Source organism: Brevibacillus jepli (genome assembly GCF_047229145.1).
GTDB lineage: Bacteria > Bacillota > Bacilli > Brevibacillales > Brevibacillaceae > Brevibacillus.
Map to the genome: position 1 here is coordinate 1 of NZ_JBFEFW010000021.1, position 25342 is coordinate 25342.

The window sequence follows — 25342 nt, forward strand, 5'->3', positions numbered from 1 at the left end:
GAATAAAGAAAAAACGGGGCCGTCATGCTATTGACAGTCCTCGTTCATATCAGTGAAGCTGAAATTCCCCGCCATTTTTTCCTACGCTGGGTCGGGCTCCAGAGGCGCTTGGACTGGAAATGCGCTTCTTCCTACGCTGCTTTTGGTAATCAAAATGGAAGTGATTCAAGAAGGGGAAAAGGGCTAGTAACTCTCACTCCTTGCCGATATAATAGAAAGAATTTTACAGAAATATATGAAAGGAGAGTGGAGTCGATGGGTGGGCAGCTTTATTTAACGAAGCCTTGTGCAGAATTACAAGCAGAGTATATCGCCTTTTATGAAGAGTGGAAAGAAAGTGGGGAGCCGATCGTTCCGTGGGTGGTCGATCGAGAACCTTACGATTTTCCTGCGTACCTGGAATTTTTGGATAGTGAGAACATCGAAGAAAACCTTCCGGATGGCTGGGTTCCTCATTCGACGTATTGGTTGGTAACAGGGGATAAACGAATTGTGGGTGCGGTCAATATTCGGCACCGTCTCAACGAGCGGTTACGCAAATACAGTGGGCACATCGGATATGGTATCCGGCCGTCCGAGAGACGCAAAGGGTATGCGACGGAAATTTTAGCGCAAGCCTTAGGTATCACGACTGAGTTGGGTATAAACGAAGTATTGGTGATTTGCGATTATGATAATGTTGCATCGGAAAAAACGATTCGGAAGAACGGGGGCGTCTTTGAGTCGGAATGTACAGACGAGGATGGATTGGTCATCCGACGATTCTGGATTACACGATTCTCGTAAAAGTAGAGGGCTATCTCATCGGTCAGTTTACAAGACGTTTGAGATAGCCCTTTCCTATTTATTTTCTACCTCGTATGCAATTAACTTGTGAACCCATTGTTCCATTTCGTCAAGAATATACGCTGGGGGTGGAGTTTTGCCGTCTTTTTTTGGTAGGACGAGCCATTGTAATGGTTTTGGGACATGGTTAATTTTCTCAAGCAGTTGTATCCCCTGATCGTCACTGATGATATCTCGTAAAAAGATGAACATTCTCTTGTCTAACGTATGGATTAGCTTACCTTCATATTCTGTTTCAGAGATAGTAACGCAAGGGTGTCCGTGCCTCTCAATCCCCCCTAATACTTCGACCCATACAAAATCGTACAATTGGGAAAGTTCAGCTTCAAGCTGAGCGTGATCTTTAATGAGTACTTCTCTTGTGGAAGAAAAGGGACAATTTAAGAAAATCTCTGGGTCCATCTCCATAAAGTCTAATACAACCCTGCAAGATGCAGTTTGTTTGTTTTCATGGGCGTATAAAATTTCCCGTACTTTGTTGCAATCAATTTTGTTGCCAATCACAAAGCCTATTCGAAGTTCGATTGTCATTCACTCCTTAATGCAGAAGAGAAAATTGGGTTACCTATAGATTAATCTTCTCCCCAATGATCTGGAAATTGATTATTTCTCGTAATTTGAGTCTGACCATGATGCCACTTAAAATTATCATCTCTTTTATGCCAATGGAAGTCAATGCTTCTACCGTCGTCCACTCTTTTCATGTGAAATCTCAATAAGTCTTTATTGTTTCTCTTGTTAATAATATTGAAAACCTTCTCTCCCTGGTTAATTCCATTTCTAGCGTTTTTTGATTCTGGGCCTTCATAATCAATATCACCGTCATATTGTTGGTGCAACGCTTCAACTTCTGCCCATATCTCTGACTCTATTCTTTCCTCGAATTCGTCATAGGCCATTCTTTGTATTTTTTTCCCCATTTTTTTCTTAACTGCTTCTTTAAGCGCAAATCTTAGTAGAATTGGTAATATTGTAGCTTGAACTTTTTCTTCGCTTTTAATGCTAGAGTTGCTTTGCAATAGCAGTACCTCTGTTATTTCAGGTAATACTGAATGATTCTCTACTATCTGGTCTTTTACGTCTTGAATTAATTTGTTGAGTTCTGCTTCATCATCTTGACTACTTGAAAGATATTCCTCTAAATCTCTCCTAACTTCATCTTCCAGTGTAGTTTTTTCTAAAAATGCCTCTCGAAGATCCTTATCATGTTTCATACCAATTAGAACTATGTCAAGATTTTCGAAAGTATCGGTAAGTGATTTTTCAAGTCTATCTTTGTCATCTGTCATTACTTCACTGGAAAATTCGTATTGAAGCATTTCATTAACTGATGATTTGGTTAATATATCGGTCTCTGCAGCAAAACTAGATGTAAGAGTAGTGCTGAATAACATCATTGAGGCAAGTGAGGTTAGAAAAAGTTTTTTTCCTTTTTTAATAAAGTCAATCATTTTAATCCTCCCATTTGAAATATTTACCAAATAATACAATAATATAAACTTTTGAAAATATCAAATGTTTATTTGAAGATTCCGCTTCATTAATGGTGTGTATAAGTGTTAGAGCTCTAAACAAGGCTAAAAAAGAGAAGCATCTTGGGGTGAAAAAATTAATTTCAAACACCAGAAGAATGGTAAAAGAGCAAAGGGGAAGAAAATAAATTCACGGTAAAGCTAGTAAATATGTTGTGAAATTTTAAAAAATATAGTATATAATTATGTTGTAAAAGTTATTTTGGAAGGGAGAGATTTCTTTGTTTGATATCGTGATTATTGGAGCAGGCCCGGCAGGAGGAAGTGCGGCATTGTTTGCTGCAAAAGCAGGTAAGAAGACGTTGTTGATTGATAATGACAAAAGCATGACCAAGCGCGCGTGGATGGAAAATCATTACGGCATCATGGAAATCTCAGGTCCAGATCTCATTGAGATCGGCAAGCAGCAGGCAGCGAAATTCGGTGCGGAGCTGGTAGCCGATCAAGTGAGCAACATTACCAAAACGGAGCAGGGCTTACTCGTAGAGACAGCGGAAAAAGGCAGCTTTGAGACGAAACATGTCATTCTCGCTACGGGTGCGCTCGTGACTTTGGCAGAAGCGATTGGGGTAAATACCAAAGAAGGTACAGAGCCACGGATCAAAACCGTTGTCGATGTCGATGCACAAGGGAAGACGAACATCGAAGGGATTTGGGCAGCAGGCACGTGCGCAGGCGTAAGCGTACATACAATCATTACTTCGGGAGATGGCGCCAAGGTTGCCATCAATGTCATCAGCGAATTGAACGGCGAGCGTTACGTCGATCACGATGTTTTGAAAACGAACTAAATCAGGTTGGACACACCTTCTTCCTATTTGAAAGAAGGTGTTTTCTTTTTTCTTCCGATTGATGAAAGTCTTCTTGGCAACATGAATCGCTTGTATCGTGATCTCGTTTTTGACATAATGAAGCTAATTGTGCTACGCGAAGAGAAGAATCCTGTCAGGTTGAAGAGCGTTCCTGTTGCTCTAAAGAATTGATACGGATTCTATTTTTATTAGATAGCCTGTGTAAGAGGGGAGGGAGACAGGGAGCATGCTCGTCAATCATGTGGTAATAACCTTGATCGTTTCTTCCTGCACGATCGCCCTTATTTTCTTGATTCGAAAACTATTTCACTCACAGCTGTCGGCTCGATGGCAGTACAATTTGTGGTTTCTCTTGCTGGTCGCCTTGACGCCAGTTTTTATCCCGAATTACTTTTTTGATTTTGGGAATCTGTTCGTTTCAGGCATGAATCAGCGTAATGAAGCTGGCGGTACTACGCTAGCTGCCCAAGCTCCTGTGTTTGAAAATGCGAATTGGGTACAGGATTTAACGTTGTCGGTAAGTCGCTATACACCGGACTCCTTGTCTACGATTTTCGTGAGCATATGGGTAGTCGGCATGATCGTTTGTGCATTGTTCACGGTATCAGCCTGGTTAAATATCCGGCAGATCAAGCGAACGGCATCTGTGATCACCAATCAAGAAATCCTCGATTTATTTGAACAATGCAAGAAAGATGTAAAACTAACGCGGCGCATCGTACTAGCACAATCCAGGCTGGTCAAATCTCCGATGACGTTTGGTGTTTTTACGACGTATGTTGTTCTCCCCAGTCATTTTGGCGAGTGGCTGTCGACTAATGAAATGAAGCATATTTTCTTGCATGAACTGATGCACCAAAAAAACCATGATATCGTGATGAACTATGTGACTGTCGTCTATCAGCTTGTGTATTGGTTCCATCCGTTGGTTTGGCTGGCTTTTCGAGAAATGCGAGTGGACCGGGAAATTGCTTGTGACGTCGCAGTACTGAACGTTTTAGACAAGCGAAATTATGTGGAGTACGGTCATACCATCATTAAGTTTTTGGATAAAGAAAGTCGAGCCGGAAATGTCGTTTTGGCCAATCAGTTAAACGGGTCCAAGAAGGCAGTAAAAAAACGAATCGAGAAAATCGCATCCCACAAGGCCGAATCAAAGCTGTTGCAGTTGAAAAGTACTGTTATTTTTTCCATGGTGGGCATATTGGTTGCCAGTCAGGTTCTTGTTGGTTCCGCTTTAGCCGACGATCGCAGTCGCTATCATTTTCAAGATGATCGAACCATTTACGAGGATTTAGACAACTATTTCCGTGGCTATGAAGGTAGCTTTGTTTTATATGATTTGAAAGCCGACGAGTATCAGATTTACAACAAAACAGGAAGTACACAACGAGTTTCACCGAACTCCACCTACAAGATTTTTCTCTCCTTGTTTGGTTTGGAGGCCAATGTGATTACGAGCGAAGATTCCCTGTTAAAATGGGATGGAATCCGCTATCCGTATGAGCAGTGGAACCGGGATCAAAATCTGTTTACAGCGATGCGAAACTCCACGAACTGGTATTTTAAAGAGGTGGATAAGAGCATCTCACCGGATATGATTCAAGTTTTTCTGGAACAATTGAACTACGGAAATTACAATACATCTGGTGGAATCGGCCAATATTGGATAGAATCTTCCTTGAAGATTTCTCCGGTGGAGCAGGTACAATTATTAAAAGCGTTCTATACGAACCAGTTTGGCTTTCAAGATAAAAATATCCAGACGGTGAAAAAGTCCATCCGGTTATCGGAAAAAGCGGGGTCGATTCTTTCCGGGAAAACAGGTACGGGCACCGTCAATCAAAAAGATGTGAACGGTTGGTTTATCGGGTATGTAGAGAACGAGGAAGGCACCTACTTCTTTGCTACAAATATACAAAACGAAGATGACGCGAATGGATCTGCAGCAGCAGGAATAACCTTGTCTATTTTGAAAGCGAAAGGTCTCTACTAGCCTTTGCTCTTTCAGTCATGATTATCGAAAGGGGGAGACTTCAGTGTCTGCATCTATGCCAAGTATTTCAGAAGCGGAATGGCGAGTCATGAATGTGCTATGGGAAAAGTCGCCGCTGACGGCCAACGAAATTATTTCCTCCTTGCAGGGTCAAACGGATTGGAATCCAAAAACAGTACGTACTCTTTTGAATCGTTTGGTTCAAAAAAATGCCGTTGGAGTCAATCAAAACCAAAGAGTCTATACGTTTTATCCATTGTACTCGCAAAATGAATGCCAGCACGCCGAGGCACAGTCATTTCTGGAGCGGATTTACAGTGGGGCTCTAAAATCGATGCTGGTTCAGTTCATCCAGAAGGAATCCTTATCGGACGAGGAAATTCAGGAGCTGCGTTCCATATTGGATGCGAAACAATCAGCGACCGATCATCCAAAAAAATAGAGTACGCCCTTTCAAGCTGACTTGGAAAAACCAGTTACGGTTATCCAGTTTGCTTGAAAAGGGCGTTTTTTTATTTTCAAAAAGATGGATGTAGCGCTTTTCCTTTGAGGAAAAAGGAGATTGACACTAGTGGATTACGCGTGTAATATTATCGCGAAATCAGTTGATTACAAATGTAGTACGATATTACATATGTAGTCTTAATTATCTTCCTAGAAAGAGGTTTGACATCTATGAAAGATTATCAATCTAGACTGTTCAGATTTACAATGAATACGATTTTTCTCACGTTTATCACACTCACCGGTTGCTCTTCTACAGAAACACCTCTCGCGAAAACGGAAACGCCTCCATCTGCAATGGATCAAAAGTTCGCTGCGCTGGAAAACAAGTTTGATGCGAGACTCGGTGTATATGCGATCGACACCGACACCAATTTGGCAGTTGCTTATCGCCACGATGAACGGTTCGCTTTTGCCTCTACGTACAAGGCTTTAGCCGCAGGTGCACTCTTGCATCAGAAATCGTTGGAAGAGCTCGACAAAGTGATCTCCTACACCAAGGACGATCTCGTTACTTATTCACCCATCACAGAAAAACATGTAGCGACAGGGATGACGCTTCGCGAGGTTGCGGACGCTGCGATTCGCTATAGTGACAACACGGCGGGAAACCTTTTGTTCAAAGAATTGGGTGGACCTAAAGGCTTTGAATCAGCGCTGAGACAGATTGGTGATAGTGTGACGACTTCCGAGCGCTACGAGACGGAATTGAATGAGGCTAAGCCAGAAGATATTCGTGATACAAGCACACCTAAGGCACTTGCAACGAGCCTAAGAGCCTATACGGTAGGGGATGTGCTGTCGTCTGATAAGCAAAAGATTCTTACGGAGTGGCTGCAAGGCAACACGACGGGAGACAAGCTGATCCGGGCGGGCGTCCCCAAAGACTGGAAGGTCGGCGATAAGACGGGAGCGGCAAGCTATGGAACACGAAACGATATAGGCATCATATGGCCACCGAATAAAAAGCCCATTGTCATTGCCGTGTTGTCTAGTAGAGATCAGCAGGACGCCACTTATGATGATGCGCTCATTGCTGAAGCTACCAAGGTTGCTGTTGAAGCGCTGACGGCTGCACAACCGTAATCGATCAACAAGTGAGGTGATCACCATGATAGACAACGGTGCATACTTACTCGTAAAAAAAGGGGACCCCAACCAAATTACCACGCGCAAGTATCTCACCAAGGATCGTTGTACAATCGGGCGGAGGGGAACTCGTAGTCAACTGGACATTACATTTTCTAGTCCGTACATTTCGAGAATGCATGCAGCCTTTCAAAAGATCGGGAACGATTACAAGATAATCGATCTGGAAAGCAAGCATGGCACAGAGGTAAACGGGATGCCCGTTTATCATTCCTCTCACATTCTTCGTCATGGCGATCGAATAAGCTTGTCAAAAGGTGTGGCAGAGCTCGTCTTTTTACGAGAGGTGAATAGACTGGAGGCTACTGGTGAACTCCCTTTCACACAGCCAAAGAACGCTTCGCTTATGCCAGGATTGGAGATTCATCTGGAGAGAAGAGAAGTTCGTTTCGATGGGACTAGACTGCATTTGACCGGAAAAGATATGGATTTGCTGAAGCTTTTATACCAAAATGCGAACAAGGCCGTTAGTTTTGAAGAAATTATGCTGACAGTTTGGCCAGAGCGACTGCTGCATGAGGGGCATGTTCCAGATGTCGGGCGGGTGGAAGTCAATGCGCTCGTATATCGATTAAGGAAAAAGCTTCGGCACTACGGGCAACAAATTACTACGATTCCGCGATATGGGTATCGGTTAGATGTTTGAAACCTGATTAAGGGACAAAACAAACACCTTCTCAAGACAAACGTGAGAAGGTGTTTGTTTTTGTAAGTAACCTCATATGAATGACGACAGCACCTGAGAAATGGAAAGAAGGTGTTTTCTTTTTTCTTCCAATCGACTAAACTTTTGATATAGGCCAGAAGTCTTGCTCTATTTTCTAATCATTCAGTCATAGGGGTCCTCATTATGAAAAAAATCGTAGGTATTGTCTTGATGGTGGCTTTACTAGGCTTCAACGCCTATTTGTGGCCGACGCTTATTCACGCGGTAAAAACAGATGGACGAACAAATACAAAAACAGCATCTGTCTCGCAAAAAGCAGGTACTGCAATGCCCGCCATGGATTTGGCCAATCAAGGTCCGCGCGCCGCTAATGTTTCCGCCTATCCGGTTGAAAAGCCAATAGCAACGTCAGCACCGACAACTGCAACCGCGCCAACGCCACAGCAGAATGATGGGAAACCAAAAGCGGTAGCAGCTGCCAAATCAAGCAAAAAACCAAAGAAGAATGCGCAAAAGACGAAATCAGCAACAAAACCGGTCAAGAAACAGACCGCACGTCCTCCAGTGAATAATGAGCCAACGTATCCGGCATGGGATGATAACGGCCTCTATGTCGTAGACGATGGAGGACCAGGCAGCAATTGGGTAAGGCTGTCGGATGGCTCCTTGATGCGCAAGAGTGACGGGACACGGACGTTTAACATGCCGTATGATAAGAATCCATTCACAGGCGAGATTAAACCGACTGTGGAACCGATGTCAGAAGCAGCATATAAGATGTGGAAGGGCAATCAGGCCCAGCAGCCATCGCCGTTCGGGCGATAATACATAGAGGTAAGCTGTAAATGAGCGTTGAAAAAAATTTTGCTCCGGAATAAGGGAGCAGTTTTTTTAGGGTACTAGTCAAATTTGAATATAATAACGTATAGTAGTTTGATTTGACCTGTGAGGAGGGCAAAGCAATGATAGCAAGAGAAAGTAAAGTGAATTTGGTTGTAGCGGGGCTGCTGCTTGGTCTTCTGATGGCTTCCATGGACAATACCATTGTCGCTACGGCGATGGCAACGATTGTCGGTGAGATGGGCGGTATGGACAAGTTTGTCTGGGTGACGTCCGCTTATATGGTTGCCACGATGGCGGGGATGCCGATCTTTGGTAAGCTCTCCGATATGTATGGACGAAAGCGTTTCTACATATTTGGTCTGGTCGTATTTTTAGTGGGGTCCATTTTATGCGGAACCGCGAACAGCATTGTCGAGCTGAGCATTTATCGCGCCATTCAGGGGATCGGTGGCGGAGCTTTGATGCCGATTGCTTTCACCATCATCTTTGATGTATTCCCACCTGAGAAGCGCGGAAAAATGACCGGACTTTTCGGAGCAGTATTCGGTACGTCCAGCGTATTTGGTCCGTTGCTCGGAGCGTACATTACCGAGTATGTCAGCTGGCATTGGATCTTTTACATCAATGTACCGATTGGTGCCTTGTCTCTCTGGTTTATCGCGATGTATTACAAGGAGTCGCTCGAATACCGCAAGCAGAGTATTGACTGGTGGGGAGCGATTACGCTTGTCGGTGCTGTTGTGAGCCTGATGTTTGCTCTGGAGCTGGGCGGTAATCAATTCGCGTGGGATTCCGTGCAGATTATTGGCTTGTTTTCTTCCTTTCTCTTGTTGTTTGTGATTTTTTTATTTGTCGAGAAGCGGGCATCTGATCCGATTATTTCGTTCTCGATGTTTCAGAAGCGTTTATTTGCCACTACGAATGCGATTGCTCTGCTGTACGGAGCTGCCTTCATTATTGCCACAGTATACCTGCCGATCTTTATACAAGGTGTATATGGTGGATCGGCGACGAATGCCGGATTGCTGTTGACTCCAATGATGCTCGGTTCAGTTGCTGGCAGCCAGCTCGGCGGTTTTCTGACGACGAAGACCAGCTTCCGTAATATTATGCTTCTGTCAGCGGTCTTTTTCATACCGGGTATTTTCCTTTTGAGTACGCTGACTCCTGATATTCCTCGCTCGATCGTGACACTTTACATGGTGATTGCAGGGTTTGGCGTGGGCTTCTCTTTCTCCACTCTGGGGATTTCTGCGATTCATGGCTTTGACATGCGACAAAGAGGATCGGCCAGCTCGACGAACTCCTTTTCCCGTTCGTTGGGGATGACACTGGGAATTACGGTGTTTGGGATCTTGCAGCGAAACTCGTTTGAAAACGGAATGCTATCTGCCTTCGGGGGTCAAGGGATGACGAATGCCATTACGGACCCGCGAGCGATTTTGACGCCAGAAGCACGTGAATCCATTCCGGCCCCTGTTTTGGATCAAATGATTGATATCCTCGCCTCTTCTATTGCGAATACGTTTATGTGGGCGCTTGTTCCTGCGGTTCTTGCTCTCGTGTGCATTTTTCTGATGGGGGATGATCGGGCGCTGACAAAATCGCCATCCACACCGAAACCGAATCTGGAACGCGGATAGAGGAGAATCGTCATGAGTCTAAAATTGCTTGTGCTAGGGTTGCTGATGGAAGGGGAGAAACATCCTTACGAGGTTCAGCAGCAGGTGAAGGCTAGGGGAATGGATTGTTACATCAAATACGCCAAAGGCTCACTCTACTATGCTTTCGACCAATTGGAGAAGAACGGGATGATTGAGGTCAAAGAAGTTATTCGTGAGTCCAATCGCCCAGATAAGACGATGTATGGCATCACCCCAAAAGGCGAGGAGCAATTCCAGCAGCTTCTCCTGCAGGAGCTGCAAAAGCCGATGCAGCTTACCAATCCAATCTACGCAGCACTGACGTTTGCTTCGTATGGTGATCCACAAAAAATGGAGGAGGCTCTTGAAGGTAACATTCAGGAGGTCAAGCGATTAACTGGGCTTTTGGAATCGATTCAGGAGCAAAAAAAGGGGAAGCTGAGCTGGGGAGCAGGTATGATTCTCATCGGGGCGATCGAGCATTTGCATGCAGAGCTTCGGTGGATGGAACGTATCCGCGAAGAGGCGTGGGGCCGTTGATTTTGAATATATTATGAACAATAGACTATTATCATCATTTCGATAGTTTTTCGTTTATACTATTTATAAGGTATAGAAATTTACTAGGATAATAGTATAAGTGCAACTAAGTCCACGCCAAAAGCGTGGCGTAGCCAAGTTTTCTAATAATAGTATTAATTCGTAGGCAAGGATGGTACCCACACATGATGAACTCCCCGCTCGGACGCTTTCGTCTCATCGGTTTAATCGAAGGTATCTCGTATTTGGTACTTCTCGGAATTGCAATGCCACTTAAGTATTTTTGGGATTATCCAGCCGCAGTAAAAATTGCCGGCTCGCTTCATGGATTGTTTTTTGTCCTGTATATTTTGGCATTGGCCCATGTTACAATGACAAACAAATGGTCCTTCCTGAAAGTCATAGGAGCATTTATCGCATCCTTGCTGCCATTCGGCAACTTTGTTCTGGATGCACGTCTGAAAAAAGAGCAGTAAGTATTCACATTACACATTAGGTAAGGCACTAGAAGGCGGGTCATTGTACCCGTCTTTCGTACATATTCAAAAGAGAAAAAAATGGAGGGGATCTGTGTGGAGACCAGAATTTTAGCAGGAATTCTTTTGTGGGACGAAGAGGATCATTATGTTCTCGAAACCGTGATGGAGGACCGTTTCAAGCTGGTTCTTCCGCAGATTATCACGCTAGCAAGCACAGAAGAAAAGGTTGCGACGGATGAGTTAAACGAACAGTACGTCGGACAAAATGTGATTGCCAGATGTTTTGTCTAATTTGAACAGATAATTCCGATAAAAAGGTGTGATAGGTGTGGAGCTGCGTGACCGCTATGCTGGTAGTTTGTTAGGTTTGGCTGTTGGAGATGCACTCGGCACTACTTTAGAATTTCGCAAACCGGGGACCTTCGAGCCACTTACGGAAATGGTCGGGGGAGGACCGTTCGATTTAGCGCCAGGAGAATGGACGGATGATACGTCGATGGCATTGTGCTTGGCCGAGAGCTTGATTACGAAGAACGGCTTCGATCCGGTTGATCAAATGAACAGATATGTAGCCTGGTTTCGAAATGGGTATATGAGCTGCAAGGACCATTGTTTCGATATCGGGAATATCACGAAAGAAGCACTGTGGCGTTTTGAGCAGACAAAAAATCCGTTTAGTGGCGTGGATCATCCGATGGCGGCAGGGAATGGCTCGATCATGAGGCTAGCACCAGTCGCACTCTATTATGGAAAGCAACCGGAGCTCGCCATTGAATATTGCGCTCGCAGCTCACGTACAACACACGCGACTGCAAGAGCGATAGATGGCTGCCGGTTTTTCGGTGCGCTGCTGTTGGGGGCCTTGCAAGGTATTCCGAAAGAGAAGCTGCTCACGGAGTCGTTCACTCCTGTTGCCCAGCTATGGGAGAAGCAACCGCTTGATCCTGAGATTGCCCGTGTCGCCAATGGTTCCTATAAAGAAAAAACACGGCAAGAAATCAAAGGGTCAGGGTATGTGGTGGAATCACTGGAGGCAGCGCTCTGGGCTTTTCATACTAGTGAGTCTTTTGAAGAAGGCCTGTTCCTGGCCGTAAACCTTGGTGATGATGCAGATACCACTGGCGCTGTTTACGGTCAATTGGCAGGTGCTTATTACGGAGTAGAGGGCTTGCCTCAGCAGATGCTAGGGCTATTGGCGAAGCGTGATTTGATTGAGGAGTACGCTGAGAAATTGTACGAGCATGCTACCCGTTAATCCACAGATTGGAATAGCTTATTTGGATTTTGTTCGCCTGTATAATAGCCATCCTATCCCAATTAGCAGAAGTGCGAATAAGTCATAATAAATATCGTAATTGTTTTTTCAATCGAGTATCCCCCAGACGAAAACAGGTGAAAAACGATAAGCACTACCAATCAGGTAGTGCCTATCCCCAAGATTAGGCATGTACCAGTTCTGGCGCTTGCATATGAAGTGGCGGCGGAACTAACCAGCCCTTTTCTTTTAAAATGCGCAGCAATCTAAGGCCAAATTGGGCTTTTGCAACATGGTACTGACCAAAGAGCATTCCAATATCTTCTCGAATGGATTGAGCCATCATTTGACTGCAAGTAAGCAAGCCGGCTGCAATGTCTCTTGACACACCGGTCGCGATCTCAGGGTCATTAAGACGAGCACCGACCGGAATGCTTTCCAGATTAGCTACCGGGCGATCCGGTGGTGTAGGTGGCAATCCAACCCCATTCGCTTTGAGTAACTCTTCCAGTTGTTCCACTTCTTGTTTCATGCTTCGCGTAATGTCTTCGATGTAGCTTTTCAGATCATGATCACCAGTGTGGTTGAGTGCTGTTTGATAAGCAGCAATCAAGCCCTTTGTTGTTGCCAGATACATCCATACTCCAAAAACTTCACCATAATGCATGGGTTCATTTTGCGGATTGCCTGATAATATACCCATTAACGTCCTCCCGGTACTCAGCAGAGTTTTGATATCCATTCGGGTTCTCCTATCGTTGTGATGTAACCCAAAGATAAGGTTTACATGGGGGACCGGATATATCCGCTTTAAGAAAAAGGAACATAAAGGGGATAGGAGAATTATATTCCCCAAAACTTAATGGCCAATCTAACCAACTAGCAACTGCCCATAAATAAAAAGCAGCGATCACTGCATCTGCAATCGTGGCTATTGTATTTTTGGTCGCGCGTCATATTAATTGATCGCCAATCAGGTAAGCGATGACGGTCAAACCGAGTGCAGCTAAAATAGCGGAAGTCCAGGTGGCATTTGCAAAAGATAGACAGGGGAAATTTTCTACTATACCCGAATTTTACCGCTGTAATAAAAATATCTTCAATTATATGATTATCTCGATTACAAAATGAACCCGGACTGGGTGGGGGTAGGAGAGCAATGGGCTTGGCGTTTGTTTTGATCATCATCGGGATCAACATTTTATACGTTTCGTTTTTTACGCTGCGTCTACTGATGGTGATCAAGGGCTATCGGGTGTTGGCATCACTTGTGGCGATGGTGGAAGTATTCGTGTATTTGAAAGGGTTAGAAATTGTTCTGGACAATCTGGACAATCCGATCAACTTGGCTGCGTACTGTATTGGCTGGGGAATGGGTGTATTTATCGGCAGCAAGATCGAGGAAAAATTGGCCTTGGGCTATGTCACGCTACAGGTAGTCGTGGATTCTGTCGATCTGGAGGTTCCTGTGAAGCTGCGCGAGCACGGCTTCGGTGTTACTTCCTGGGTAGCAGAGGGGCGCGACGGACACCGTCTCATGATGCAGGTGCTGACCAAGCGCAGCAACGAGAAAAAACTTTGGAGCCTGATTCATGAAATTGCACCAAAAGCATTCGTAATCTCCTTTGAGCCGAAACATTTGAAAGGCGGGTTCTGGGTGAACCGCCTGCGGGGATAATCCCTTGTGACGATAACAAAAAAGCAGCCAGCCCTCTTTTGCGAATACATAGCAAGAGAGGGCTGGCTTTTCGCATGTTACTGCTGACTTGCTTCCGCAGCTTGAAGCAGCATTTCTTTAGAAACGGTTGGGGAATCGGTCGCTACACGATACATGATATATTGGCTCCCATTCGCTTGGTAGGTTTACTTCGTTTTTTTATTGCGTGTTATTAGAAAATTATAAACAGAAAAACTTTTCTTTGTCTTTTTCAGTAGTTTTGAGTAGTTCGACATTAGTATACAAAATAAGACATAGAGCAAGGGGGGATTTAAGGTTGATTAGTTTTCATCAAGTAAACAAACATTACGGAAGCTTTCATGTCCTCAAGAACATCAACCTGCATATCAACCAGGGAGAAGTAGTCGTGGTCATTGGCCCGTCAGGATCGGGTAAAAGCACGATGGTTCGTTGCATCAACAGATTGGAAACGGTTACAAGCGGCGAACTGGTGGTAGACGGGGTAAAAGTGAACGATAAAAATACCGATATCAACAAGCTGCGCCGGGACATCGGCATGGTGTTCCAGCACTTCAATCTATATCCGCACAAGACCGTGCTGCAAAACATTACGCTGGCACCGATGAAGGTACTGGGCGTATCACAGAAGGAAGCCGAGGAAACTGCTCTCTACTACTTGGAAAAGGTAGGGATTCCGGAGAAGGCAGAAATGTTCCCAACGCAGCTATCTGGCGGTCAACAGCAACGCGTAGCGATCGCACGCGGACTGGCCATGCGCCCAAAAATCATGCTGTTTGACGAACCGACCTCTGCACTTGACCCCGAGACGATCGGCGAAGTGCTCGACGTCATGAAGAAGCTGGCCAAGGAAGGTATGACGATGGTGGTCGTGACGCACGAAATGGGCTTTGCCCGCGAAGTGGCAGATCGCATCGTGTTTATGGATCAGGGCACGATTCTTGAAGATTCTACACCAGAGGAGTTTTTCGCGAGTCCGCGTGAAGAGCGTGCGCGTTTGTTCCTGAGTCGGATTTTGAATCACTAAAAACATAAAACGATAGAGAAAAGGGGTATTCAGATGAAAGCAAACAAGCTTTGGAAGAAAGTCACAGGAATGGGTCTCGTACTGATGTTGAGCGCAACAGCATTGGCAGGCTGTGGTGGGGGTAGTACAGCAGAAGGCGGCGCACAAGGCACACCAGCTGCAGGCACATTGGCAAAAATCAAAGAAAGAGACAAATTGGTAGTCGGAGTTAAGTACGACCTGAACCTGTTCGGCTTGAAAGACCCGGCAACCGGAAATGTAGAAGGCTTCGATATCGATATCGCCAAAGCAATCGCGAAGAAAGTGCTCGGTGACGAAAATAAAATCGAGCTGAAGGAAGTAACCTCGAAAACACGTATTCCGATGCTGAAAAACGGAGAAATTGACGCAATCATCGCAACAATGACCATTACAGAAGAACGTAAAAAAGAAGTAGACTTCTCTGATGTGTACTTCCTGGCGGGACAATCACTTCTGGTGAAAAAGGACAGCTCGATCAACGGTCTGAAAGACATGCAAAAAGGCATGAAGATCGTGACTGCAAAAGGATCTACTTCTGCGAAAAATATCAGAGCGAGTGCGCCTGATTTAGAAGTACTTGAATTCGAAAACTACGCGGAAGCCTTCACAGCACTCAAGGCTGGTCAAGGTGACGCGCTGACAACTGATAACGCTCTCTTGTACGGAATGGCGAAGCAAGATCCGAACTTCCGTGTAACAGAAGAAACCTTCACGGAAGAGCCATATGGTATCGCGATCAGCAAAGGCGATGCTGAATTTGTGAAAACCGTTAACGATTTGCTGAAAGAAATGAAAGAAAACGGCGAATACGACAAGATTTACGAAAAATGGATCGGAACAAAACCTAAAAATTAATGTGGTTCGACTCCATAATGGATGAGCGGTTCACTCTGCCGCTCATTCCTTATATCCGCAAGACCAAGGGGGAGCGCAATAGAGATGCTTGATTTTTCTATCTTGTTTGATCACATGGATACGTATCTCGCAGGGTTTTGGAACACTTTGCAGGCTAGCTTGCTCGCTCTCGTGGGGAGCTTTGTAATGGGGACGCTCTTTGCGATCTTTCGGATTTCTCCGATTCGGCCGCTCAAGTGGATTGCTACGGCATACGTTGAGTTCGTGCGTAATATCCCTCTGATTCTCGTCGTATTCCTCTTTTTCGTGGGATTACCGGCACTAGGGATCGTGCTCGAGCCTTTCATTGCAGGAACACTCGGTTTGACTGTGTATACGGCTGCTTTTATTGCGGAAACGATCAGAGCAGGTATTCTAGCGATTCCGAAAGGCCAGACAGAAGCGGCCCGTTCCTCGGGATTGACGTACGGGCAAACGATGCGCTATATCATTTTGCCGCAAGCCATCAAAGTCGTGATTCCGCCGATGGGGAACCAGTTTATCAATCTCGTAAAAAACTCTTCGGTATTAGGTGTCATTGCAGGTCTTGATCTGATGTACTACGGAGACCTGATTTCCGCTGATACGTTTGTTACCTTTGACGTGTACATTTTTGTAGCTGTTTTCTATCTGATTCTGACCCTTCCGTTGAGTGCGCTCGTAGGATACCTGGAGCGACGCTTGGCTGGAAGCCGATAAGAAGGAGGGGACATTATGGACTTTATCGGAGCATATACGCCCAGTCATTTGACCTTCCTGCTAGAAGGATTTTGGGTCACCCTACAGGTTGCTTTCCTATCGATTGTCCTCAGCTTTTCCATCGCGATTGTTGTAGGTGTATTGCGTTACGCTAAAATACCCGGAGTCTCACAAGCTCTCGCTACAGTTGTAGAGCTGATTCGTAATTTGCCGCTCTTGTTGATTATTTTCTTTACGTATTTTGCTCTTCCTGAAGTCGGGTTTAAGTTGGACAAATTTTGGGCCGCTGTTCTTGCGTTGGTTATTTTCGAAGCGGCAATGCTGTCGGAAATCGTGCGCAGTGGTTTAAATTCAGTAGAAAAAGGGCAGATTGAAGCTGCACGTTCTTCTGGTTTGAATTATGTGCAGACATTGTGGCATGTTGTTCTTCCACAGGCTCTCAGACGCATGGTTCCGCCAATTGTCAGCCAATTCATTTCGCTCTTGAAGGATACGTCGCTTGCTGTCGTGATCGCTCTGCCGGAGCTGATGAACCATGCGCAAATCATCAACGGCCGCAACGTCAACTACGTCATTCCGACCTTCCTGATGGTGGCGGTCATGTACTTTGTCGTCAACTACGCGCTGTCCGTCGTCTCCAAGCGACTGGAAAACAAGCATGCTTAATCGTTCTATCTTTGCAGATCTCCGATTCTTTGTAAAATAAGAATAGGAGATCTTTTTCCGTATGAAAGGAGCAGCTATGCGCGAACGCCTTTTGGTCCTTATTATTATCATGCTGGCAACTGCTTTCTTTGGCGAAATGAAGGTAAACCCCGTAGGAGGGTCTTTTCGCTTTTCGCTAGGCATTGCTGCTTTCTTTTTCGGTTTGCTGTGGTTTTCATCCGTGCCAGTACTTTTGACAGGCTTTTTTACAGGGACGTTTATCCTCGGATTTCGAGTGGGAATGGATGTCCTTTTTGAGTACCGGACGTATTGGGAGAGCGTGGCTGCGCACCTTCCATCGGCCTTTTACTATTTCAGCTTTACCATCCTGTTTCATTTGCTGAGAGCGCGAAAATATCGTGAATTTCCTCTATGGCTGGGGTTCATAGGGGCATCCATCGATTTCGTCTCCAATGTGGTGGAGATTCAGGTCCGACAGTATTTCACTGATTTTCCCCCGATTACGTGGCATAGCTTTTTAATGCTTCTCTTTTTTGGAGTCCTGCGGAGCTTTTTTGCTGTCGGTTTGTATAACAGCTTTTCGATCAGGCAGCTGCGGGCTGTGGGAGAGGTACGGCAGCAGGAGCTGGAGCGTTTGCGGATGATCAATACGGAGCTGTATGAGGAAGCCTTTTACTTGCGCAAATCGATGACGCATTTGGAGGAAATCACGAGAGAGAGCTATCAGCTCTACAGGCGTCTTCTCACCTCGGATCATGCGGAATCTCCGACGGCCTTGGCGATTGCCGAAAATGTGCATGAGGTGAAGAAAGATTCGCAGCGGATGCTGGCGGGTATTTCGAAGCTGATTAATCAGGAGGGACTTGCTCCACAGCTGCCGATCAAAGAGCTGTGTGAGCTGGTTGCACGCGCGAATCAGAAGTATGCGGAGATGCTGGGGAAAGATATACACATCGAGTGGAGCTGTAACGTCAACCTGTCGACGAGCCAAATCTATGCGTTGCTCTCTGTGTTGAACAATCTGGTAGCCAATGCAGTAGAGGCGATTCCTACTACAGGCAAAATAGAGCTGAGTGTGAAGCTGATTGATCGGCATCTCGTGTTCGGTGTACTCGACAGTGGTCCCGGAATTCCGCAAGAGGAACAAGAATGGGTGTTCCAGCCTGGCTATACGACGAAATACGATGCACAGGGGAATGCATCTACCGGGATTGGACTGACGCACGCTCGTGGAATTGTCCAAAGTCTGCAAGGCAGCTTGCGTATTTTGCCTGATCGAAAGCAGATGACGCACTTGGAGGTACAAATACCGACTGATCAATTACTCGGAAAGGAGGGAGTGTAGCCGATGATACGTTTCTTTTTAATCGAAGATGATGCTGTGGTACGCCGCATGCTCGAACGGATTATCCAAGACAGTGGGCTCGGTGAAATCGTAGGCCAGGCTAGTGATGGCAGTCACGTCACGATTGATCAACTGTATGGGGTCGATGTGATTTTGATCGACTTGCTCATGCCGGGACTCGATGGCATCCAAACGATCAAAAAGCTGCAAGCAGATGGCTTTGCAGGCCGATTCATCATGGTGTCACAGGTGGAAAACAAGGAAATGATCGGGGAGGCTTATTTGCAGGGGATTGATACCTTTATTCAAAAGCCGATCAACCGCCTGGAAGTCATGGCCGTGCTCAAGCGAGTGTCTGATTACTTGTCACTGGAAGCGTCCCTGCAAACCATTCGCAAATCGCTGCAAATTCTGGATGTCAAAGCAAAAGAACCGCATACGAGTGGCTTGAAGAGTCAGTCGTCCGATCAGGACAGTCTAGCCCAAAAGGCGAGAAAGCTGCTGTTGCAGCTAGGAATCGCGAGTGAAGCGGGTGCTCCCGATCTCTTATTGATTATGGAATGGCTCGTACAGGATGAGCGTCAGGGAGACAAGCTGCACGAATTGCAGCTCAAGGAGCTGTACACACAAATTTTGTTGAAGATGCACGCCAGCTTGGATGAGCATGGAATCACCAAGGAGGTGCGTGCCATGGAACAACGGATTCGCCGGATGGTACTGCAAGCCTTTACGCATCTGTCCTCACTGGGGTTGACCGACTACGCCAATCCTACCTTTGAACACTTCGCACCAAGACTGTTCGATTTCCAAGAAATTCGCCAACGGATGCAAGAGCTTGAGGCTGGCGAAAAAACGACGAAGTGCCGAATTAGCGTGAAAAAGTTTTTATCTGTTTTTTATATGGAAGCAAAGACGTTATAAATAGCAAAAACGCGGGAGGCATGCAAAGCTCCCGCGTTTTTTTATTCAAGCTTTTGCTTGATTCACCAGCTCGGAGAAGGCACCGTACAAACCAATTGCCCCATACTGCTGCTGGTACTCCTGTATCGTTTGGTCACGTACGATTTTCCCGTTCATCAGAAAAATCGCCCGATCCGCTACCGCATCTGCTACCTGCAGCTGGTGCGTCGTAAAGAGGACGGATTGACCCGCGAGCTTTACTTCGCGAACGAGATCCACAAAGGCGTCCATCCAATACGGATCGAGTCCGTTGGTCGGTTCATCGAGGACGACGAGTGCAGGCTTTGCCAATATCGCTTGGGCGAACAAGAGGCGCTGTTGCATACCTTTGGAGAACTGAGACACACGTTTGTTTCTCACTTCGTGCAATCCCACCATTTTCAGCAGTCGATCCGCCTCTTCTGCCGTGCGATTGCGCAGGGAAGCGTAAAATTCGAGCGTTTCTTTGGCAGTAAGTCCGGCAGAAAATGTGAAGTGATCCGGCATGTAGCCGATTTCCTGAAGATACTCCACGCGATTATCGTTCCAGTTTAACCCGTTTAGCTGAATCGTGCCCGAAGAAGGCGGGAGAATACCGACCAGCATCCGCAGGATCGTACTTTTCCCTGCACCGTTACCGCCGCATAAGGCGACCACCTGACCGGGCTCGATGTTCATACTGAATGGGTGGACAATTGTTTTTCTATTGATTTCCTTGGTGACCTGATCGATGGTAAGTCCTAACGTATTCATCGCATTACCTTCTTTCCCATACCCGGATGGCTATGAACAGGGTCGCACTGATCCAGAGCAGACTGAGTGCAACGAAGATGAGATCACCAAGAGGAGAATCAGCCCAGTACACCCATTTGTAGTATTCAGGACCAAAGATCGAGCCTCCGCCTAATCTGGCAACAGAAAAGATGCGTACAAACTCCGCTGGGTTGAGAAACGTTGCGAGCTGAAGCAGAGGCTTGATCCATGTATATGGGACAAAGCTGAGCACAGAGATGAGCAGAGTAGGCCATGCCAGAATGTAGAAGAACCAGATGCTGACACCCATCGTCAAAGCTTGCCAGCGGTTTTTACTGATGGCGCCAATCAGCATGGCAATACCCAAAAATAACAGGATGAGGCAGATGGAAAAGGCGAGCAAAAACAAGAGTGTTGAAAATGCAAAGCTTTTTCCTAACAGCATGCCAGCCACACCTGACAACCCGTACCCGAAGCTGACGATCGCGATTAACACGAGTGCTTGTCCCAAGTATTTCCCCAACAAGAACGAGGAGGTTGTCATGGCGTAGGTGGAGAGGAGCTGCCAGCTTCCCTCTTCCTTTTCCGCCGTCAAGGAAAAAGAGGAGAGAAGCATTGTCATGAGTGGCAGCAAGTACAAAATCAGATTCAGCATGGTACCAGTCGTATACGTATAACCCTTCATGTAGGACTGTGATTGGATGATCAAGAGTCCCAAACTAAACAGGGAGAACAGAGCCATAAACGAGTAGGACCATGGATTGCGGAAGCCTACCTTCACTTCTCGTTTGGCAATCAGGTTGATGTGCAAAGACTCCACTTCCTCTGTTAGTTGTGTGTGGTTGGAGTAGTACTGTTGCTTCCATGATCGGCTGGTTTGCTTTCATGACCGCCGTTATGTTGCCCCTCAGAAGAGTGACCTTCTTTGTTCATGTGCTTGCTCATGCTGTTTTCCCAGCTATGATTTTTCAACTCTTCCGCACTCATGACGAGGCCTTTCTTTTGTTCAGCAACGAAGCTGTCTGCACCAGATTTCTCTTTGAAGGAATAGATGCCATACGTCATCGGAGTTTTGAAGTCTTTGTCATAAGCGTAGGTAGCTTGCTCTGCTTTTGTCCATTCTGCTGTGTAGTAATCGCGGACAAATTGTACCGCCACGTTATCGGTTCCATTCTCTTTCGTCCAGTTGTGCATGCAGCCGAGGTCATCGAACTTCAGTGCTTTTCCATCTTTTAAGACGATTTCAGTTGCATTGTGATCGTTAGGGACATGCATCTTGCAAAGGTCGCATTTGTCTACGCCTTCCGCGATATCTACAGGCTTTGGCTCTTCGCTGCCGCAGCCGACCATAAGCAGGCTGATGCCGATGATTGCGCCGATTGTTGTGTACCATTTTTTCATTTTGTTCATGATTTTTTCACTCCTAGATAAATGATTGAACAGCTTGCTATTAACAAGATAAGTCCAAGAATGCCTGCACCCCAACCGCTCGTTTTCCCGGATTCAATCAGCACGGTGTCCGAAGGCAGCATCAAAGGAGTTGCGTCTTTGATTGCTGAGCCGGCGCCACTTGTAAACAAGCCTTCCAGAAACACGAATCCCGGGGCTTGGAAAAATAGCTGGTAGGCTGGAACCGCATCGGTCAAACCCAGATAAAAAGGATTCATCTCGTACGGCAAATCACTGCGGGAATCCCCGTTCACATCAAGTCCTTGCAAATTGTCCCAGTAGTTTTTGTTTAAATTATTGTTCTGACTATCCTGGGCTTGCGCTTGGATGACGTTGGAGACAAATTGGTTGTCGGTTAATACGTTGTCAGATGAGGCCAAAAACTGCATGCCGATAAAGTTGAGACTGAGTAAATTGTTTTTGACCGTAATTCCGGATGATTGCTCTAAATACAGTCCTACGCGGTTGCCCTCAATCGTGTTGTTTTCCAAAAGCGTATCTTGCACGGTAATCAGCAGAATTCCTTGTGATCCAGGATTTTTTTGCTGCTTCAAAAATTGATTCCCGGTAACCGTCAGATTGCGTGATTCCATCAGTTGGGAACCCGTTACGTTTTCCATTCCAATGTTGTTGATGACGGTCGTATCAGAGGTGCCCATGAAGTGATAGCCGTAACGCGATTTCGTCACCAGATTTTGTTCCAGATGGTTTTGATCACTGTTCTCGATGTAAAATCCATCTGCGACATTCGTCACCTGATTTTTAATGAAGCGGTTATGATCCGATTCAAACAGGTCGATTCCGTTACCTCTTATCGCTTTTTCTGTTTGCTTTGGCTTTACTTCGGGCTGTGCACCGTGATTATGTCCAGTACTGGTCGTTGGGCTGCCATCGCCTTTGATTTTTCCGATGACTTGAACGTTATGCAGCGTATTGTAGTCTGCTTGCCGTAATTGAATGCCGATCCCTTTCGTTTCAACGAGTACGTTCTCCAGGAAGTTTTGGTCGCCACGGATGACAAGAGCGGCAACTTCACTGTTGATTCGTTTGTCCACGATATGGATTCCTTGCACGCTCACATTGTCGCTTTCAATCGTGAGCGTTGCCTCCTCCTCGGTCGGATTGATTACCTTCACCTGACCACCGGCTACCAATTGAAGAGGCTTCGTAATTCGTATGGGTCCCTTGTACAAGCCTTCCGGGATGGTAATGGTATCATTCGGACGTGCTTGATCAATCATCGCCTGCAGGGAGTCAGAATCCGCAAGCGTTGCTTTTGCTGCGAAGGGCAGTTCAAGTGCGGCGATACTCAGTACGGACGCAAAAAGTAGCGGGAGAAATATTTTTCGATTGTTCCATCTCAAAGACAGGGTGCATCCTCCCCTATTCCACTAGAGAGCTCTCTTGTTATAGCCGGACATCCGGCTGCTAGCTACATTCAGGATAACAGTCTCTTTCCATTTTCGTATGACTCAATCGGGCTATAAAACGTGTCAAAAAACGCAACGATTATCAAAAATGGAAGAGAACCAGAGGCTTACGTCTGCGCTGGAATTGTGTAACCAAAGCGGTCATACTAAAGGAGTGAGAAGGAAGAGACGAAAAGGAGAGACGATAAATGGATGTAAATATAGAGAAGGCACTGCGGACGACATTAGAGTATTGGGAACGGATGAAAAAGAGCCACGAAGACGACGCAGAGGACGATGCGAATCAGTTTGAGGCATCGTTTTACCGCATGATGGAGCAAATCCGCGAGTGGTACGATCAATTGGAGACGAAGCCCAATACAGTAGAGGATGCACTGCTTCTTCCGGACATGGCGGAGGTGGCAGAGCAGCTGCCCGTGGAGATCGTGTTGAATTTTGAAACAGAGCTGGAATTGATCGTGGATGGGCAAATACGGGAGGAAGATGAGAAATACGATTAAAAACAGGGAACTTGTTGCATCCTATCCTTGACATGATTTACTAGAATATTGTGTTTGGGGAGGGTAAGCACAAGTGGTACCTACTCTGTTGTACGTCATCATCTTCATTCTTCTTTTGCCACCACTCGTTTTTTTCGGTTACATGTATGTCCTGTCCAAACAGCCGAAGCACTCCATTATTCGGTCTCATCCGTTTTTGGGGTGGATGCGCTATTTGCTGGAAAAGCTCGGGCCTGAACTTCGTCAGTATTGGTTTGATGACGATACAGACGGTAGACCGTTCTCCCGAGCTGACTTCGTCGGTCTCATGTATGCGGCGAAATACCGGACGGACCTGATCTCGTTCGGAGGCAAACGTGATTATGAGAAGCCCGGCTTCTATTTGTCCAATGCGATGTTCCCGAAGCTGACGAGTGAGCTGCGGATTGATAATGAAAACGTCGTCCCCGGCAGAAAATACGAGATTACCCATGAAGGATTGTTCACGAGAAGGGAAAAACTTATCGAGGAACAAGAGGTAAAGCCGTGGTTGTTGCATGACGAGGATGTCATTGTTGTGGGAGAAAACAGGAGGCAGCCTTGGCGGTTGAAAGGAATGTTTGGTGCTTCAGCGACGTCCTTCGGTGCAGTCGGAGAGAATTATATTTTGTCCACCGGGCATGGGGCGCATATGGCAGGCGGCTCTTGGATCAATACAGGAGAGGGTGGCGTCGCAGAAGTCCACCTCTCGACAGGCGTAGATATCATTTCGCAAATTGGGCCTGGAATGTTTGGCTTCCGTGATGACAAGGGTAAGTTTTCGATCGAAGAATACAAGAAAAAGGCAAGCATCTCGAACATCAAGGCGTTCGAGCTGAAATTTCATCAAGGGGCGAAAATTCGAGGAGGTCACCTCGAAGGCTCCAAGGTTACGGAAAGAGTAGCGGCGGCAAGGCTGGTACCGGTGGGACAAACCGTCAATTCACCGAACCGCTTCGAGTTTCTTACCAATCCCGAGGAAGCATTGCGATTCATCGCCAGCTTGCAAGAAGCGGGAGGCAAGCCAGTTGGTGTGAAAATCGTCGTTGGCGATCCGAAGCGGTTAGAGCCGTTTTTTGAGAGTATGCTGGAGCTGTCCATTTTCCCGGATTTCATTACGGTAGATGGCTCAGAGGGCGGTTCCGGTGCGATGTTCAAGGCGATGGCGGACGGTATGGGCTTGCCGCTCTTCGCCGCGCTCATCATTCTCGACGATACGATGAGGAAATACGGTGTACGGGACCGCATCAAAATTTTTGCTTCCGGTAAGCTCGTGACTCCTGACAAAGTAGCCATCGCGATGGCATTGGGAGCGGATTGCGTCAACTCTGCGCGCGGCTTCATGATTGCAACTGGCTGCATTATGGCGATGCAATGTCATACGGGTAAATGTCCGACAGGGGTCACTACGACGGATTCCAAGTACCAGGAGGCGTTGGTGCCGGCAGAAAAGCAGTGGCGTGTCATGAACTATATTTTACAGCTGAGAGAAGGCTTGTTCTCGCTGGCGGCCGCATGTGGTCTGGAAAGTCCGACTGAGCTTAGGCGAGAGCATGTCGTGTTTACGAACGAAAGCGGGGAGACCATGCGTGTGGTTGACTTGTTTCCTTACCCGGTCGTGTCCAGATAAGTATTTACA

Annotated in this window: 28 protein-coding genes; 21 read left to right on the forward strand and 7 right to left on the reverse strand. The window is 46.3% G+C overall.

Annotated elements, in window-relative coordinates; genetic code table 11:
* Positions 1–255: 255 nt before the first annotated feature.
* The gene (locus tag AB1L17_RS21065; protein WP_412847181.1) at positions 256–786 is read left to right on the forward strand and encodes a GNAT family N-acetyltransferase; all 531 of its coding nucleotides are present in this window, start codon (positions 256–258) and stop codon (positions 784–786) included.
* Positions 787–840: 54 nt separating this feature from the next.
* On the opposite strand, the gene AB1L17_RS21070 is transcribed toward AB1L17_RS21065, so the two are convergent.
* Together AB1L17_RS21070 and AB1L17_RS21075 are read right to left on the reverse strand one after the other, a co-directional pair.
* Positions 841–1377, reverse strand: a complete 537-nt coding sequence (locus tag AB1L17_RS21070; RefSeq protein WP_412847180.1) for a hypothetical protein — start codon at positions 1375–1377, stop codon at positions 841–843.
* 41 nt (positions 1378–1418) lie between these two features.
* Complete coding sequence (locus tag AB1L17_RS21075) at positions 1419–2297, reverse strand: YpjP family protein (RefSeq protein ID WP_412847179.1); 879 nt, start codon at positions 2295–2297, stop codon at positions 1419–1421.
* Between the two features lie 302 nt (positions 2298–2599).
* Here AB1L17_RS21075 and AB1L17_RS21080 point away from each other — a divergent pair, with 302 nt between their 5' ends.
* The 11 genes from AB1L17_RS21080 (at position 2600) to AB1L17_RS21130 (ending at position 12266) form a co-directional block, all read left to right on the forward strand.
* Positions 2600–3169 carry an FAD-dependent oxidoreductase gene (locus AB1L17_RS21080; protein WP_412847178.1) on the forward strand — a complete coding sequence of 190 codons (570 nt, stop codon included), beginning with the start codon at positions 2600–2602 and terminating at the stop codon, positions 3167–3169.
* 247 nt (positions 3170–3416) lie between these two features.
* Positions 3417–5186: a BlaR1 family beta-lactam sensor/signal transducer gene (locus AB1L17_RS21085; RefSeq protein ID WP_412847177.1), complete on the forward strand. Its 1770-nt coding sequence runs from the start codon at positions 3417–3419 to the stop codon at positions 5184–5186.
* A 43-nt stretch (positions 5187–5229) separates the two neighbouring features.
* Positions 5230–5628, forward strand: a complete 399-nt coding sequence (gene blaI / locus AB1L17_RS21090) for a penicillinase repressor BlaI (RefSeq protein WP_412847176.1) — start codon at positions 5230–5232, stop codon at positions 5626–5628.
* 233 nt (positions 5629–5861) lie between these two features.
* Positions 5862–6776 (forward strand): BBI family class A beta-lactamase, encoded by a 915-nt coding sequence (blaBBI, locus tag AB1L17_RS21095; RefSeq protein WP_412847175.1) that lies wholly within the window; start codon positions 5862–5864, stop codon positions 6774–6776.
* Positions 6777–6801: 25 nt separating this feature from the next.
* Entirely contained in the window at positions 6802–7485 is a 684-nt protein-coding gene (locus AB1L17_RS21100) for an FHA domain-containing protein (protein ID WP_412847174.1), read from the forward strand.
* 204 nt (positions 7486–7689) lie between these two features.
* Entirely contained in the window at positions 7690–8331 is a 642-nt protein-coding gene (locus AB1L17_RS21105) for a hypothetical protein (RefSeq protein WP_412847173.1), read from the forward strand.
* Between the two features lie 137 nt (positions 8332–8468).
* Positions 8469–9992 (forward strand): MDR family MFS transporter, encoded by a 1524-nt coding sequence (locus tag AB1L17_RS21110; RefSeq protein ID WP_412847172.1) that lies wholly within the window; start codon positions 8469–8471, stop codon positions 9990–9992.
* A gap of 12 nt (positions 9993–10004) precedes the next feature.
* Entirely contained in the window at positions 10005–10532 is a 528-nt protein-coding gene (locus tag AB1L17_RS21115; RefSeq protein ID WP_412847171.1) for a PadR family transcriptional regulator, read from the forward strand.
* 185 nt (positions 10533–10717) lie between these two features.
* On the forward strand, positions 10718–11008 hold the full coding sequence (locus AB1L17_RS21120) for a DUF3817 domain-containing protein (RefSeq protein ID WP_412847170.1): 291 nt from the start codon (positions 10718–10720) through the stop codon (positions 11006–11008).
* 96 nt (positions 11009–11104) lie between these two features.
* Positions 11105–11302: a hypothetical protein gene (locus AB1L17_RS21125; RefSeq protein ID WP_412847169.1), complete on the forward strand. Its 198-nt coding sequence runs from the start codon at positions 11105–11107 to the stop codon at positions 11300–11302.
* Positions 11303–11339: 37 nt separating this feature from the next.
* Positions 11340–12266 (forward strand): ADP-ribosylglycohydrolase family protein, encoded by a 927-nt coding sequence (locus AB1L17_RS21130; RefSeq protein ID WP_412847168.1) that lies wholly within the window; start codon positions 11340–11342, stop codon positions 12264–12266.
* Positions 12267–12450: 184 nt separating this feature from the next.
* On the opposite strand, the gene AB1L17_RS21135 is transcribed toward AB1L17_RS21130, so the two are convergent.
* Entirely contained in the window at positions 12451–12969 is a 519-nt protein-coding gene (locus AB1L17_RS21135; RefSeq protein WP_412847188.1) for a DUF3231 family protein, read from the reverse strand.
* A 456-nt stretch (positions 12970–13425) separates the two neighbouring features.
* Between AB1L17_RS21135 and AB1L17_RS21140 the strand changes: the two genes are divergently transcribed.
* From AB1L17_RS21140 to AB1L17_RS21170, 7 genes are all read left to right on the forward strand, one after another.
* The gene (locus AB1L17_RS21140; RefSeq protein ID WP_412847167.1) at positions 13426–13944 is read left to right on the forward strand and encodes a DUF2179 domain-containing protein; all 519 of its coding nucleotides are present in this window, start codon (positions 13426–13428) and stop codon (positions 13942–13944) included.
* A 316-nt stretch (positions 13945–14260) separates the two neighbouring features.
* A complete protein-coding gene (locus AB1L17_RS21145) occupies positions 14261–14989 on the forward strand; it encodes an amino acid ABC transporter ATP-binding protein (protein WP_412847166.1) in 729 nt (242 codons plus the stop codon).
* A 33-nt stretch (positions 14990–15022) separates the two neighbouring features.
* Positions 15023–15865, forward strand: a complete 843-nt coding sequence (locus AB1L17_RS21150) for a transporter substrate-binding domain-containing protein (RefSeq protein WP_412847165.1) — start codon at positions 15023–15025, stop codon at positions 15863–15865.
* Positions 15866–15949: 84 nt separating this feature from the next.
* The gene (locus tag AB1L17_RS21155) at positions 15950–16603 is read left to right on the forward strand and encodes an amino acid ABC transporter permease (protein ID WP_412847164.1); all 654 of its coding nucleotides are present in this window, start codon (positions 15950–15952) and stop codon (positions 16601–16603) included.
* 15 nt (positions 16604–16618) lie between these two features.
* Positions 16619–17269, forward strand: a complete 651-nt coding sequence (locus AB1L17_RS21160) for an amino acid ABC transporter permease (protein ID WP_412847163.1) — start codon at positions 16619–16621, stop codon at positions 17267–17269.
* Between the two features lie 76 nt (positions 17270–17345).
* The gene (locus tag AB1L17_RS21165; protein WP_412847187.1) at positions 17346–18614 is read left to right on the forward strand and encodes an ATP-binding protein; all 1269 of its coding nucleotides are present in this window, start codon (positions 17346–17348) and stop codon (positions 18612–18614) included.
* 3 nt (positions 18615–18617) lie between these two features.
* On the forward strand, positions 18618–19535 hold the full coding sequence (locus AB1L17_RS21170; protein WP_412847162.1) for a response regulator: 918 nt from the start codon (positions 18618–18620) through the stop codon (positions 19533–19535).
* A gap of 45 nt (positions 19536–19580) precedes the next feature.
* Here AB1L17_RS21170 and AB1L17_RS21175 read toward each other — a convergent pair whose 3' ends face one another.
* Genes AB1L17_RS21175 through AB1L17_RS21190 form a run of 4 tightly spaced genes read right to left on the reverse strand, consistent with a single transcriptional unit; the run spans position 19581 to position 23005 of the window.
* Entirely contained in the window at positions 19581–20306 is a 726-nt protein-coding gene (locus AB1L17_RS21175; protein WP_412847161.1) for an ABC transporter ATP-binding protein, read from the reverse strand.
* Between the two features lie 4 nt (positions 20307–20310).
* Complete coding sequence (locus tag AB1L17_RS21180) at positions 20311–21117, reverse strand: ABC transporter permease (protein ID WP_106841432.1); 807 nt, start codon at positions 21115–21117, stop codon at positions 20311–20313.
* Between the two features lie 17 nt (positions 21118–21134).
* Positions 21135–21716 (reverse strand): nitrous oxide reductase accessory protein NosL, encoded by a 582-nt coding sequence (locus AB1L17_RS21185; protein ID WP_412847160.1) that lies wholly within the window; start codon positions 21714–21716, stop codon positions 21135–21137.
* Positions 21713–23005, reverse strand: a complete 1293-nt coding sequence (locus AB1L17_RS21190) for a right-handed parallel beta-helix repeat-containing protein (RefSeq protein WP_412847186.1) — start codon at positions 23003–23005, stop codon at positions 21713–21715. The genes AB1L17_RS21185 and AB1L17_RS21190 overlap by 4 nt, the downstream gene beginning before the upstream one ends.
* Positions 23006–23373: 368 nt before the next feature.
* Here AB1L17_RS21190 and AB1L17_RS21195 point away from each other — a divergent pair, with 368 nt between their 5' ends.
* Both AB1L17_RS21195 and AB1L17_RS21200 read left to right on the forward strand, forming a co-directional pair.
* Entirely contained in the window at positions 23374–23685 is a 312-nt protein-coding gene (locus AB1L17_RS21195) for a hypothetical protein (RefSeq protein ID WP_412847159.1), read from the forward strand.
* 73 nt (positions 23686–23758) lie between these two features.
* The gene (locus tag AB1L17_RS21200; RefSeq protein ID WP_412847158.1) at positions 23759–25333 is read left to right on the forward strand and encodes a glutamate synthase-related protein; all 1575 of its coding nucleotides are present in this window, start codon (positions 23759–23761) and stop codon (positions 25331–25333) included.
* Positions 25334–25342 lie beyond the last annotated feature (9 nt).

What these genes read in the sequence shown, in the direction of transcription:
- AB1L17_RS21105 (WP_412847173.1), top strand. Translation starts at nt 7,690, where the DNA reads ATGAAAAAAATCGTAGGTATTGTCTTGATGGTGGCTTTACTAGGCTTC.
- AB1L17_RS21165 (WP_412847187.1), top strand. Translation starts at nt 17,346, where the DNA reads ATGCGCGAACGCCTTTTGGTCCTTATTATTATCATGCTGGCAACTGCT.
- AB1L17_RS21185 (WP_412847160.1), bottom strand. Translation starts at nt 21,716, where the DNA reads ATGAACAAAATGAAAAAATGGTACACAACAATCGGCGCAATCATCGGC.
- AB1L17_RS21170 (WP_412847162.1), top strand. Translation starts at nt 18,618, where the DNA reads ATGATACGTTTCTTTTTAATCGAAGATGATGCTGTGGTACGCCGCATG.
- AB1L17_RS21195 (WP_412847159.1), top strand. Translation starts at nt 23,374, where the DNA reads ATGGATGTAAATATAGAGAAGGCACTGCGGACGACATTAGAGTATTGG.
- AB1L17_RS21120 (WP_412847170.1), top strand. Translation starts at nt 10,718, where the DNA reads ATGATGAACTCCCCGCTCGGACGCTTTCGTCTCATCGGTTTAATCGAA.
- AB1L17_RS21065 (WP_412847181.1), top strand. Translation starts at nt 256, where the DNA reads ATGGGTGGGCAGCTTTATTTAACGAAGCCTTGTGCAGAATTACAAGCA.
- AB1L17_RS21085 (WP_412847177.1), top strand. Translation starts at nt 3,417, where the DNA reads ATGCTCGTCAATCATGTGGTAATAACCTTGATCGTTTCTTCCTGCACG.
- AB1L17_RS21175 (WP_412847161.1), bottom strand. Translation starts at nt 20,306, where the DNA reads ATGAATACGTTAGGACTTACCATCGATCAGGTCACCAAGGAAATCAAT.
- AB1L17_RS21115 (WP_412847171.1), top strand. Translation starts at nt 10,005, where the DNA reads ATGAGTCTAAAATTGCTTGTGCTAGGGTTGCTGATGGAAGGGGAGAAA.
- blaBBI (WP_412847175.1), top strand. Translation starts at nt 5,862, where the DNA reads ATGAAAGATTATCAATCTAGACTGTTCAGATTTACAATGAATACGATT.
- AB1L17_RS21140 (WP_412847167.1), top strand. Translation starts at nt 13,426, where the DNA reads ATGGGCTTGGCGTTTGTTTTGATCATCATCGGGATCAACATTTTATAC.
- AB1L17_RS21155 (WP_412847164.1), top strand. Translation starts at nt 15,950, where the DNA reads ATGCTTGATTTTTCTATCTTGTTTGATCACATGGATACGTATCTCGCA.
- AB1L17_RS21150 (WP_412847165.1), top strand. Translation starts at nt 15,023, where the DNA reads ATGAAAGCAAACAAGCTTTGGAAGAAAGTCACAGGAATGGGTCTCGTA.
- AB1L17_RS21160 (WP_412847163.1), top strand. Translation starts at nt 16,619, where the DNA reads ATGGACTTTATCGGAGCATATACGCCCAGTCATTTGACCTTCCTGCTA.
- AB1L17_RS21110 (WP_412847172.1), top strand. Translation starts at nt 8,469, where the DNA reads ATGATAGCAAGAGAAAGTAAAGTGAATTTGGTTGTAGCGGGGCTGCTG.
- AB1L17_RS21075 (WP_412847179.1), bottom strand. Translation starts at nt 2,297, where the DNA reads ATGATTGACTTTATTAAAAAAGGAAAAAAACTTTTTCTAACCTCACTT.
- AB1L17_RS21070 (WP_412847180.1), bottom strand. Translation starts at nt 1,377, where the DNA reads ATGACAATCGAACTTCGAATAGGCTTTGTGATTGGCAACAAAATTGAT.
- AB1L17_RS21135 (WP_412847188.1), bottom strand. Translation starts at nt 12,969, where the DNA reads ATGGGTATATTATCAGGCAATCCGCAAAATGAACCCATGCATTATGGT.
- AB1L17_RS21100 (WP_412847174.1), top strand. Translation starts at nt 6,802, where the DNA reads ATGATAGACAACGGTGCATACTTACTCGTAAAAAAAGGGGACCCCAAC.